The organism is Arthrobacter sp. K41, from assembly GCF_059089645.1.
The window spans coordinates 92,549-104,340 of record NZ_JBNHEW010000002.1; the positions used below are offsets into that span (position 1 = coordinate 92,549).

The 11,792-nt window shown below is 65.1% G+C and carries 11 protein-coding genes; 4 read left to right on the plus strand and 7 right to left on the minus strand.

Annotated elements, in window-relative coordinates:
* Positions 1 to 240 precede the first annotated feature (240 nt).
* On the plus strand, positions 241 to 771 hold the full coding sequence (locus AC5RTE_RS04710; protein WP_494040247.1) for a MarR family winged helix-turn-helix transcriptional regulator: 531 nt from the start codon (positions 241 to 243) through the stop codon (positions 769 to 771).
* Between the two features lie 49 nt (positions 772 to 820).
* Here the strand turns inward: AC5RTE_RS04710 and AC5RTE_RS04715 are convergent, their stop codons facing one another.
* From AC5RTE_RS04715 to AC5RTE_RS04725, 3 genes are all read right to left on the minus strand, one after another.
* Positions 821 to 1,123: a hypothetical protein gene (locus AC5RTE_RS04715; protein WP_494040248.1), complete on the minus strand. Its 303-nt coding sequence runs from the start codon at positions 1,121 to 1,123 to the stop codon at positions 821 to 823.
* 33 nt (positions 1,124 to 1,156) lie between these two features.
* Positions 1,157 to 2,158 carry a baeRF2 domain-containing protein gene (locus AC5RTE_RS04720; RefSeq protein ID WP_494040249.1) on the minus strand — a complete coding sequence of 334 codons (1,002 nt, stop codon included), beginning with the start codon at positions 2,156 to 2,158 and terminating at the stop codon, positions 1,157 to 1,159.
* Between the two features lie 187 nt (positions 2,159 to 2,345).
* Entirely contained in the window at positions 2,346 to 2,681 is a 336-nt protein-coding gene (locus AC5RTE_RS04725; RefSeq protein WP_494040250.1) for a hypothetical protein, read from the minus strand.
* Positions 2,682 to 2,734: 53 nt separating this feature from the next.
* Here AC5RTE_RS04725 and AC5RTE_RS04730 point away from each other — a divergent pair, with 53 nt between their 5' ends.
* Positions 2,735 to 4,396, plus strand: coding sequence for a 5-oxoprolinase subunit B/C family protein (locus AC5RTE_RS04730; protein ID WP_494040251.1), 1,662 nt, complete (start codon positions 2,735 to 2,737; stop codon positions 4,394 to 4,396).
* A 34-nt stretch (positions 4,397 to 4,430) separates the two neighbouring features.
* Complete coding sequence (locus tag AC5RTE_RS04735) at positions 4,431 to 5,267, plus strand: alpha/beta fold hydrolase (RefSeq protein ID WP_494040252.1); 837 nt, start codon at positions 4,431 to 4,433, stop codon at positions 5,265 to 5,267.
* 49 nt (positions 5,268 to 5,316) lie between these two features.
* Here the strand turns inward: AC5RTE_RS04735 and AC5RTE_RS04740 are convergent, their stop codons facing one another.
* Positions 5,317 to 6,573 carry a D-arabinono-1,4-lactone oxidase gene (locus tag AC5RTE_RS04740; protein ID WP_494040253.1) on the minus strand — a complete coding sequence of 419 codons (1,257 nt, stop codon included), beginning with the start codon at positions 6,571 to 6,573 and terminating at the stop codon, positions 5,317 to 5,319.
* 373 nt (positions 6,574 to 6,946) lie between these two features.
* Between AC5RTE_RS04740 and treS the strand changes: the two genes are divergently transcribed.
* On the plus strand, positions 6,947 to 9,145 hold the full coding sequence (treS, locus tag AC5RTE_RS04745; protein WP_494040774.1) for a maltose alpha-D-glucosyltransferase: 2,199 nt from the start codon (positions 6,947 to 6,949) through the stop codon (positions 9,143 to 9,145).
* 75 nt (positions 9,146 to 9,220) lie between these two features.
* On the opposite strand, the gene AC5RTE_RS04750 is transcribed toward treS, so the two are convergent.
* The 3 genes from AC5RTE_RS04750 to AC5RTE_RS04760 all read right to left on the minus strand — a co-directional run bounded on the left by AC5RTE_RS04750 (position 9,221) and on the right by AC5RTE_RS04760 (position 11,738).
* Positions 9,221 to 10,519, minus strand: a complete 1,299-nt coding sequence (locus AC5RTE_RS04750) for a Y-family DNA polymerase (protein ID WP_494040254.1) — start codon at positions 10,517 to 10,519, stop codon at positions 9,221 to 9,223.
* Between the two features lie 9 nt (positions 10,520 to 10,528).
* Positions 10,529 to 10,960, minus strand: a complete 432-nt coding sequence (locus AC5RTE_RS04755; RefSeq protein ID WP_494040255.1) for a LexA family protein — start codon at positions 10,958 to 10,960, stop codon at positions 10,529 to 10,531.
* Between the two features lie 73 nt (positions 10,961 to 11,033).
* On the minus strand, positions 11,034 to 11,738 hold the full coding sequence (locus AC5RTE_RS04760) for an alpha/beta fold hydrolase (protein ID WP_494040256.1): 705 nt from the start codon (positions 11,736 to 11,738) through the stop codon (positions 11,034 to 11,036).
* Positions 11,739 to 11,792 lie beyond the last annotated feature (54 nt).

Sequence of the window (11,792 nt, forward strand, 5' to 3'; positions counted from 1 at the left end):
GATCAAGAACCAGCGATGCTGGCTGTCGTTAGTAAGCAGGGTTACTACTTAGATACTAAGCACACTTTCCATTTGGTTTGCAAGGGGTGTGTTTTTGGGCCCGGCATATGGCCTTCCTGATGGAGGCGATAGTAAGCCTACTTGCGAACCGGATGCTAAGCATGCTTATTGTAGGTAGGTAGCGACGCATGAAGGGGTGATGGCACCCGCACTTCGCCACCTACAGGAAGGCCGCGGCCGATGACCAGCAATCTTGATCCGGATGCCCGGAACAGCTACCGCCTTATCACGCTGGCGGCGCGTCTGGTTCAGCGGCGTCAGGATGATGCTCTGGCGCCCCTAGGTTTGACCCGGGCGGCTGTCATAGCGCTGGAAGGGCTGGCCGCCGGGCCACTGAACCAGGAGCAGCTGGCAGAAGTGGTCCGGGTGCAGAGCCAAACCCTGGGCCGGGTGCTCACCCGGCTGGAGGCGTCCGGGCATATCAGCAGGAACCGCCATGCGGCGGACCGCAGGCAATTTAAGGTCGAACTCACCCAGGCCGGCAAGGCAGCACTTGAGGCGGCGCGACAGGCGGAGATTGATGCCTACCCGGATGATCCGGATATCTCCTGGGCGGTCCTGCAGGAGGAGCTGTCGAAATTTATCCGCGCGCTGCCGGCTGGCCGGGATCCGGAAGTGGTTCCCTTCGTTGCCCCCGAGCACAGGAACATGCGCCGCCCCCACGGCGGACGGGCCGCCGGCGTGCGCGGCCTGGACCAGCCGCGTCAGTGACAGCAACGAGGAGGGCGGAGCTGTTCGGCCCCGCCCTCCTCGCTCTTCTCTATTTGTTGTTCTCCTGGTTCCCAGTGGCATCGTTGTTGTCCAACAGCCCCCGCTGGGCAAGGTCTGCGGCAGCTGATGCTTCGGGCGGCAGCGGATCGGTAGCCGGCGGGACATCCCTGGGTGCGTAGTCGGCAAGACCGGCCGCAACGCGCTCCTGGTCCGCTGCTGCTTCGTATACGTCGTCGTCTATGTCTTCCGGCATCTTGCCGTGGCCCGTCCGGGTGGGGTTCGGCAGTGCGTCCTCTTGAGGGATGATGACACCACCGGGGACAGGGTCCTGGTTTTCATTAGAAGTTGCCATGATTCACCTTCCTCGCGCTTGCGTTATTTGCGTTCAGGATGACGGCACCGTTGGGCCGGTGGGCCACCGGAGCAGGGCGGCCACGTTCACGCCGTCCGGCAGGACGGGGCCGGGGACCAGCAGAATCCGGGCGTCGGTGAGCGCAGCGGCCCGGAGCAGGGCTGCCGGTGCGGGGACGCTGCCCAGGACATTGGCGTTCAGCGATTCTTCCTCGGCAGTGGCAATCCACGGCTCTGCGTCAAGTGCCAGCAAGGTCCGTTCCGAGAGGGCGGCGTCGTCCAGAATCAACACGTCCACCTGTGCCTGCTGCAGTGCGTGCACCACTGCGCCGATTCCGGTGGCGGACTCAGGATTCGCCTGGCCCTCCTGCATGGCCAGCCGCTCCATGATGTCCTGCTGTTCGGCGGCCCACTGTTCTGCCACCCGCTGGTTGACCTGGTCCTCGAGGAGGGTTTGGTCGGCACCCGCTGTATGCGTGTGCGAATCCACCATTGACACCAGGGCCTGGCTCGCCTTGAAAAGTTGCTCCTGCACCAGCCTGCGGGCGTGGATATCTCCTGCGAGGACTATCAGCCGGGCACCGCTGCTGCCCACCACCCGGTCGATCTCTTCAGCCACCTGGTCGGCATTGCGGCGCCAGACATCCTCGGTGTGGTGCTGGAAGCGGAGGTGGGCCCAGCCCCCGCCCTGGAACTTGCTGACGTGTTCGCTTTCGCCCTGCACCTCCTGGGTGCTGGCAGGAGCGCCGGCACCGGCGTAGTGCAGCCGGATCTCCCCGTGTTCGCGGCTCACTTCGGCCACTACATGGGGAAATTCCTCGGGCCGGTGCTTGATAAGGGGCTGCAGGGCCTGCGCAATGGCGTCGAGGTCCGCTTCGGTTGCACCCGCAGCTTCCAGCGCGGCCCTGGTGTTGCCGGGCCGGACGTCGGCCGCCTCGAGGGTGTCAACGGTGCCGGTTCCCGCGTCCACGTATGCAGTGCACCAGGGGCCTGCCATCCTGTACAGGTCCGCGTACTCCTTCATGCTGCCGGTCATCGTGCCGCCTCCCCTTTACGGGTGAAGCGCGGAGCTGCAGCGGGTTTAAGGATGTTGGGGTGCGGGTCAGCTTGTTCAGCCATGACGATCTCCTTCGCACGTGATTAGTATCACAGGCTTACTAGTTCGTCAATTCACCGTAGCACCAGGACGCGGCGGCTAAAAGGGGGTGTGGAGGGATCCGCGGTTAGGCTGCGCAGGCATCCTTCAGGGCCTGGACGGACTCCGCCGGCACCTGGTCCCCGGCCTCCGCAATCTGGCCCAGCGGCGTCGTAATTTCTGCCGGGACACCGGCCGTACGGGCAGCTGACACCAGGCCGCCGAGCACCCTCTTGTCCTCCACGCTGACAACACCGTCCTGGATCACCGCGCAAACCTGCCGGTTTACCTCGTCGGCGGCAGCCGTAGCCACCTTTGAGGCGGCGTCGCTGGCAGCATTGCCGGCGGCTTCCTCTACGGCACCGCAGCCGGCAAGCAGCAGCAAGAAGGGGACGGCGGACAGGGCGGCAAGGCGGCGGATCATGCCTCCAGCCTAGCAATCGCCATCGCCGGCGTTCCGCGTACTATGAGGTTCCTATGGAGCCATCGCCGTCTGCTTCCGGTCCACCGGCTTTCCCCGCCCAGTCCACGGGACTGAAGGTGCTGTCCGTGCGGGCCGTGGGCACGGCCGCGGTACTCGCCGAGCTTTCCGGACTTCCGGCGGTGCTGGCCCTGCAGGCATTACTGCTGAAGCAGCCGCTGCCAGGCCAGGTGGATGTCCTGGCAGCCGCCGAAACAGTGCTGGTGACGGCGGAATCTGCATGCATGGCCCGGGCTATGCCGGCGCTCCTGCTGGCCTTGGATCTGGCGGTGGAGGCCCGGGCGGAGGGCAGGCTGGTGGACATCGATACTGTGTACGACGGTGAAGACCTCGCCGAGGTGGGCACGCTGACCGGGCTGGGACCGGACGGGGTTGTTGCCGCGCACAGCGGACAGGTATGGACAGTGGCCTTTGGTGGTTTCGCTCCCGGTTTCGGGTACATGGTGGGCGAAAACCAGGTGCTTGAGGTCCCGCGGCAACCCTCGCCCCGGACGGCTGTCCCGGCGGGCTCGGTGGCGCTGGCCGGAATCTATTCCGCGGTGTATCCGCGGCAGTCACCCGGCGGCTGGCAGCTGATCGGCCGAACATCTGCCCGCATGTGGGACCTGGGCCGGGAACAGCCCGCGCTTGCCGCTCCGGGGGACCGGGTCCAGTTCCGGCCCGTCCGGGACCTGATTGAGGTGGCGGCTTGGGCTGCTGCCCCCACCGCTGCTGCCTGGGGCGGGGACGCTGCCGGGAAGGCCACGACCTCAGGGCTGCGGATTCTGTCACCGGGGCTGCAAAGCCTTGTCCAGGACCTCGGCCGCCCCGGGCGTGCCGGCTTGGGGGTTGGTGCTGCCGGCGCCCTGGACCGTTCCTCCTTGCGCCGCGCCAACCGCTTGGTGGGTAACCTGCCGTCGGCCGCGGTGGTGGAAACCGTGGCGGGGGGGTTGGCGGTGCAGGCTGTCGGCGACCTGATCATGGCTGTTACAGGAGCGCCCGGGCAAATCTCTGTCACTGGGCGCCGGGCCAATGAGAACTCCCAGGAAGAGAATTCGTACGTGCAAAGGAATATAACCGTCGCGGAACCTTTTGCGTTGCTTGACGGTGAAGAACTGGTGATCGGCCCACCGGAACGGGGATTCCGAAGCTACCTTGCCGTCCGTGGCGGCATCGAGGTGGAGCAAGTCCTTGGTAGCCGTTCCACCGACACATTGTCCGGCCTCGGTCCCGCGCCGCTGAGGGCGGGAGACGTCGTCCCTGCCGGCAACGCCACCGTGTCCCAGGCCGTCAGCAGTCCGGAGCTGCAACCCGATTTCCCGGGTCAGGGTGTGACCGTGCTCGATGTGGTGCCCGGGCCGCGGGAGGACTGGTTCGACGCCGCCGAGGTGGAATCGTTCTATAGCCAGGAGTGGGAGGTCACTCCGCGGTCCAACAGGGTGGGGATGCGGCTGGCGGGCAATGCGCTTCAACGGAGCCGGGAGGGAGAGCTGCCCAGCGAAGGTACCGTGTCCGGCGCCCTCCAGGTTCCGCCGGAGGGCATGCCGGTCCTGTTCCTTGCCGATCACCCTGTCAGCGGGGGATACCCCGTCATTGGCGTGGTGGTGGACCACCAGCTGGATCTCGCGGGGCAGGTCCCCATCGGTGCCCGCATCCGGTTCCGCCGGGTGGAAACCTGAGGCTGGGATGGCCCGACAACGGACGGAGGACCAGATGTCTGAGCAAGTGACGGCAGCGCCCGATACAGGGTTTGCCCCGGTCAACGGACTGCAGTTGTACTACGAGCTGCACGGGGCCGGCGGCACGCCGCTGCTGCTCCTGCACGGCGGGCTGTTCGACATCGAGCAGCAATTCGGTGCGTTGCTGCCGGGCTTATCCGAAGGCCGCAGGGTTATCGCCACGGACTTTCAGGGTCACGGCCGGACCAACGACATCGACCGTCCACTGAACACCCGCGACCTGGCCTCCGATGTCCTCGGACTCCTGGATTACCTGGACGTCCCGCAGGTGGACGTCTTCGGCTTCAGCGTCGGGGGAGCGGTGGCGCTGCACCTGGCGGTTAACCACCCGGAACGCGTCCGCAAACTTATCGCATCGTCCGTGTCCTTCCGGCCCGAGGGCGACAGGGGGGAAAACGCCGGAGAAGTGTCCTCGATGACGGTCGACATGATCGCCGGCACCCCGATGGAACAACGCTACCTGGCCGTTTCTCCCCATCCGGACCGCGAGCACCTGCAGGGGCTGTTGGACAAGCTCGGTGGCTACGATGCCGGCGCCAGCGGATGGAGTGACGACGAGATCCGCGGCATCACCGCTCCGACCCTGATCACGGTTGGTGATTGCGACATGGTTAAGCTCGAGCACGCTGTGCGGTTCCTGCAGCTGCGCGGGGGAGATGTGAACGGCGACTTTGAGGGCGTGCCGGCGTCCCAGCTGGCGGTTTTTCCCGGTACGACACATTTTTTCGGGCTCTCCAGGACGGCTTTGGTACTGGACGTAGTCACCACGTTCCTGGACGGGCCGCTGCCTGCGGGCTGGCAGGACCGGTAATTAACCAAAGGGTCCGACGGCGGGTGGACGCCCGCCGTCGGACCCTTTGTCAGCGGGCGCTAGCAGCCGGGACGCTGAGGATCGAATCGAGCAGGCCGTTGCGGAACTTGCCCTCGGGATCATGCCCGGCGGCGATCGTGCGGAAGTCGGCGAAGCGGGGGTACAGCGTCTCCCAGTCGTGGCCGTCGGGGGAGAAGAGCTTGCCCCAGTGCGGACGGGCGCCAAAGGGCTTGAGCAGGTTCTCGAGTTCCGGGAGGACAGCTTCCACCTCGGCCTGCAGGGGCTTCCAGGTGAAGTGCAGGGCAACGCTTTGCTGCTGGTAGAAGGGGCTCAACCAGAATTCGTCCGCGGCTCCGGTTCGGACTTCCGAGACAAACAGCAGCGGTGCGAGCCGGTCCGCAAGGGTGCGGACCGCATGCAGGGCTGCCGGCGCGTGCTTCAGCGGCAGGATGAATTCGCTCTGGAGTTCCTCGCCCTTGCTCGGGGTGAACTCGTGCCGGAAGTGCGGCAACCGGTCCAGCCACTGCCCCGGCTCATCAAGCTGGATGGTGCAGTTCTCGGCTGACATGTCAGGCAGCGGGTGCCTGGCCCGCCGGGCGGCAGTGGCGCCGTACAGTTCTTCCAACGCGGGCTGCGAGTCCAGCGCCTTGAGCCACACCTGGCTGATCGTGTCACCGGCGTAGTCCGTAAAAAGGCTCACGCTGTACGCGCTGGACATGAGTTCCGGGAAGTCCGCCAGCGCCCGGTTCCACGGCAGGTTCTCCAGGACCCGCTGGCGCATGCAAAAACTGGGTTGCACGGCCAATTCGAGCCCGGTAACAATTCCCAACGCGCCCAGTCCCACCACACTGGCCAGGAACTCGTCGCCGTCCCCGCGCGAAAGCGTGACCGATTCGCCCGAGGGCCGGACCAGATCCAGGGACTGCACCGCTTCGGCCAGCGACGGATTGTTTACTCCCGAGCCGTGGGTTCCCGTCTGCACGGCACCTGCCACGGAGATATGAGGCAGTGATGCCAGGTTGTGAATGGCGAACCCCGACTGCTCAAGGGTGCGGCACAGGGTGCCGTAGCTGACGCCTCCACTGACCTTCACGGTGTTGTTCCCGGGATTCAGCCTGATGTCACGGGGCAGGGCATCAAGCAGCACGTGCACGCCGTCAGTGTCGCCCACGCGGTTGAAGGAGTGGCGTGATCCCAAAGCCTTGACCCGGCCCGCCCGCTGCACAATACGTGCCAGCTCCGCCACAGACTCCGGCCGTTCAACGGCGGCGGAGGAGTATTCGAGGTTTCCTGCCCAGTTCTTCAACTAAATCAACTTCCGGTGGGGATGGGTGACGGCCTCCTCAACTGTCAGCGCTCACAACCGGCAAGTCAAGACGCTCGCCGCCGGCTGTGCGCAGGCCCGTGCAACACGTTTGACGGTTCCGTTGCGTCCGGTGCATGTCCATGGGCCTTCCCGGGTACGGACTCCCTAAGCCGCCGCTCACCGAAATTCATCGCCCGCCGCCGTTCGGCCGGGGGTTGAATCATGGCAGAGTGGAATGAAGTCGAGTTGAGGGAGGAACTCAGTGTCTGAACTGGGAAAAGCTACCGCCAGTGTCTCTGAGGGGGATGCAGTGGAGCCAGCGGAGGAGGCCGGCGGTGTGACTGAATTGGAGGCGGCCGAAGCTGCAGAGCTCATGGAGGCCCACGAGGCGCCGGAAATCACCTTCGATGAGAAGTTCTACCCTGCACGTCCCAAGGCGCTGCGGCCTGTGGCCCGCCGCCGGCAGTACTTTGCCAATGCGCCGTCGCTGGAACTCGACGGTCTCAACAAGACGTATGTGGAGTGGCTGCGGAACCAGGCCATGCTTGGCGACGCCAACGTCATGGCGCGGCAGCTGTCAGGGCAGGCGAGCATGTGGCAGCACTCCTTCGCGCACCCCAACCCCCGGTCCGCCGTCGAACGCGCCTCGGTCTGGTTCACAGCCTATCCGCTGTCCTTCATGACGACGCCGGGACAATCCTTCCTGGGGGCGCTCGGCGACCCGGAACTGTGGAAGACCTTCCGTGAGATCGGCATCCGCGCCATCCACACCGGGCCGGTGAAAAAGGCCGGCGGGCTGCAGGGGTGGGCAGAGACGCCCAGCGTAGACGGCCACTTCGACCGCATCAGCATGGCCATCGACCCGCTGTTCGGCTCGGAGGACGAGTTCCGCCGGATGTGCGAGGTGGCCGGCGAACATGACGGCACCATCATCGATGACATCGTTCCGGGACACACCGGCAAGGGCGCAGACTTCCGCCTCGCCGAGATGAACTACCGGGACTATCCCGGGATTTACCACATGATCGACATTCCCGAATCGGACTGGCACCTGCTGCCGGACGTTCCGCCCGGCGAGGACTCGGTGAACATCAGCCCTGACGCTGAGCAGGCCCTGCAGAAGGCCGGGTACATCATCGGGAAGCTGCAGCGTGTCATCTTCTACGAGCCCGGCGTGAAGGAAACCAACTGGAGCGCCACCCGGGCCATCGTGGATACCACCGGGCAGAAGCGCCGGTGGGTATACCTGCACTACTTCAAGGCGGGGCAGCCCTCCATCAACTGGCTGGATCCAACGTTCTCCGGCATGCGCCTGGTGGTGGGCGACGCGCTGCACTCGCTGCTGGACCTGGGCACCGGTGCGCTGCGGCTGGATGCCAACGGCTTCCTTGGCGTGGAGAAGAGCGCCGAGGAACAGCCCGGCTGGTCTGAAGGACACCCGCTCTCCGAGGCAGCCAACCAGCTCATCGGCAGCATGGTGCGCAAGGTGGGAGGGTTCACGTTCCAGGAGCTGAACCTCACCATCGACGACATCAAGGCGACCTCGGAAACCGGCCCGGATCTGTCCTACGACTTCATCACCCGGCCCGGTTACCACTACGCCCTGGTCACGCAGGACACCGAATTCCTGCGCCTGACCCTGAAGCTGGCGATGGAGATCGGCGTGGACCAGGCGTCTTTGGTGCACGCGCTGCAGAACCACGACGAACTGACCTACGAGCTGGTGCACTTTGCTACCCGGCACAAGGATGACGTCTTTGAGCTGGGTGGTTCCGAGTTGACCGGCACGGAGCTGACCGAACATGTCCAGGAGACGCTGCGGAACGCGCTCACGGGGGAGAACGGCCCGTACAACGCCGTGTTCACCACCAACGGCATCGCCTGCACAACCGTCAGCGTCATCACAGCGGCCCTGGGCATCAAGGACATTTCCGCGCTTACCGACGAGCAGATTGAGACGGTGCGGGAAGCCCACCTGCTCCTGGCCATGTATAACGCGCTCCAGCCTGGGGTCTTCGCGCTCTCCGGCTGGGACATGGTGGGCATGACTACGCTTGACCGGGCGCAGGTCGCAGAACTTACGGCCCAAGGCGATACTCGGTGGATCAACCGGGGTGCGCACGACCTGATGGGCACCAACGCCGAAGCCACCGTCTCGGCGTCGGGAATGCCGCGGGCCCGCAGCCTGTACGGCCCGCTTCCGGAGCAGCTTAAGGACGACCAGTCCTTCGCCCGGCGGCTCCAAAAGATCCTCAAAGTGCGTGAGGAGTGGGGGATTGCCACCAGCCTGCTCCTGGATGTTCCGGACGTTTCACACCGCGGTCTGCTGGTGATGGTGCACCGCCTGGCATCCGGGCAGATTCAGGTGACCGTCCTGAACTTCTCCGGCGAAAGCATCACCGGCAGCGTCCACTCCACCCACCTGGAGGCCGGCGCCCAGGTGCAGGACCTCTTCACCGAGGAGACGGTGGGCCAGGTGGATGACCTGCACAGTTTCTTCATCGAACTTGGTGCGTACCAGGGCACCGCCCTGTTGATCGAGGATCCGGTCAGCGCAGAGGACGAAGCTTAGGGTTTATGCGCCACCCGGGGTGGTTCCCGGGTGGCGCGCACCAGGCATCAGCATCAACCGAAGGCGTATGCGCCGCTAGGCAGCCTTAACGAGTGGGAGCTCGTCCCAGTGGGTGGTGTACCTGGGGGAGCGCATGCCCCTCTTCATGGCCCAATCTGGGCCGCCGCGGATTCCGGCGTGGCCCAGCCCGATGGAGCCCCGGCCGTACCGGCGGGTGATGTCCTCCAGTAGTGGCCCGATGTGCCTTTCCTCGTGCGGGTTCTCGAAGGGTTCGAGCGGTTTTTGGTTGCCGCTTGGCCGCAGGTCCGTGACCATGATTCCGGCGCGCGCGTACTTGGTGCCGTCGATGACGGCGGGCAGCAGTGCGTGGGCAGCCTTCGTGAGGATGACGGGATCGGCCGTCGGCATGGGAAGCGGAACGCACACCGAGGGAAAGGACGTACCCTGTGGATTGAACTGGGACGTTCCGGCGAACGCGGTGAGTATCTTCGCCTGCAGACCGTGTTTGGCAAGCCGGCCGCTGGCCATCTGGGCGTAGATGCTGAGCACCTGCCGCAGATCCTGGGCTTTGGTAATGGGAGTTGAGAACGAGCGGGAGAAAATCAGCTGGTCACGGCCCACCCGTGCTTCTTCCATGGGGATGCACGGTGTCCCCTGCAGTTCCAGCACTGTACGCATCATCACCACCGAGAAACGATCGCGGATCAGGACGGGATCGGCGCGCTTGAGGTCCAGGATGGAATGGATGCCCATGGTGTTCAGGCGCCTGGTGATCCGCGCCGCCACACCCCAGATCTCCACCACGGAGAGCCTCGCCATCAGTGCCTCCTGCTGCTCCGCGGGCACTGAATCCCAACGGCAGACGCCGCCGAACGCGGGGTTGTGCTTGGCCCACTGGTTAGCCAGCTTAGCCAGCGTTTTGGTGCGGGCGATGCCTACACAGACGGGGACACCGATATTCCGGGCAACGGCAGCCTTTACGGTCCGGCCAAGCTCCAGCAGGTATTCCGGGGTTCCTTTGACCCCCAGGAAGGCTTCGTCGATGCTGTAAACCTCCAGCCAGGCGGAGTACCGGCCCAGCAGTTCCATGACGCGTGCGCTGATGTCGCCATAGAGCTCGTAATTGCTGGACTTCGCAATCAGGCCCCATTCCTTCGCATGCGGGGCGAGCTTGAACCAGGGCTCGCCGGTCGCGATGCCGAGGGCCTTGGCTTCAGGGGAGCGGGTGACGGCGCAGCCGTCATTGTTGGAGAGTACGATCAGCGGTTTTCCCTCGAGGGAGGGATCAAAGGCGCGCTCGGCGCTGGCGTAAAAGCAGTTCACGTCCACGTGCGCAATCTCCGGCATCTGCCGCATGATGGCTGGCCTGGTCATTGATGCCCCTCAGACATGGTGCAGGCATCGGGTTGCGACGCCCCAGATGGTCAGCTCACTCAGCGCGGAAACCTTGATGTCCGGGTATTTAGGGTTCTCGGCCTGCAGCACCACGCCCGTTGCCGTGACGCGGAGCCGCTTGACCGTCAGTTCCCCGTCAAGGACGGCGATCACCACGCAGCCGTCTTTGGGCTCAAGGGCCCTGTTGACGATGAGTTCGTCGCCGTCGCTGATGCCTGCGCGCTCCATGGAGTCGCCGGTGACCCGGACCACGAAGGTGCTGGTGATGTCCTTGATCAGGTGCTCGTTCAGGTCTATCCGGCCGTCAAAGTAATCCTGGGCGGGCGAGGGATAGCCCGCCGCCACGGGCACCGGGGACACCCATGCCAGCTGCAAAGAAAGGCCCGCATCTATCACGCGGGGACCGACAATAACGCCCACAACACACCCTTATTCGAATATATGTTCGATGCTTCGAGTGTACAGCGGCGGGGCGACAATAACGACGGCGTCGTTACCGGGTCCGCTCCACCGCCGCCAGGATGGCACGGCCCAGTTCCGCCGGTTTTGTGAACTGGGGCCAATGTCCGGTGGGGAGGTCCACATACTCAACGTCCCGCATCCGGGCCAGTTCAGCAACGAAGGGGTGCCCCGCGTCGATCCATTCCTGCAGCATTGAGGAAGGAAACTCGCAGGCGATCACAGTGGCGGGAACGCCGTACCGGCGCTCGTCGCCCAGGTGCTGCTGGTCGCAGGCGACGCCTTTGGGCTGGGGGATGGCACGGGCACGGAAGGCGTCGCGCAGCCCGTCATCAAGGTCCACGAGGTCCGCCTCCTCGAAGCTGTCCCACGGCGGAAGTGGCACGTCGTCGCCGTCGGCAGGCAGTTCGTCGTTGATAACGCCCCCTTCGCCAAGCGGGCCGCTGTCCACGTAGATGGCGCGCGCCACCTTGTCCGGCCGCGCATCAAGGGCACCGTGGATGATGGCACCGCCGCCGGAATGCCCCACGAGGACAACCTTGCCCTCCAGGGCATCGATGGCGGACACCACGGCGTCGATATGGTCCTGCAACCCCACCCCGGCCCGGTTGGCTTCCACGGATTCGAGGCCGGGAAGGGTGAGCGGATGCGTCCGGTGGCCGGCAGCGTCCAGGATCGGCGTTACCTCCTCCCAGGATGAGGCGTCCAACCAGAAACCGGGTACCAGGATGATGTCCATGACGGAACCCTACTCCCCGGGCAGGACCAAGGTCCCGCCGCCGTTTCCCCCCTT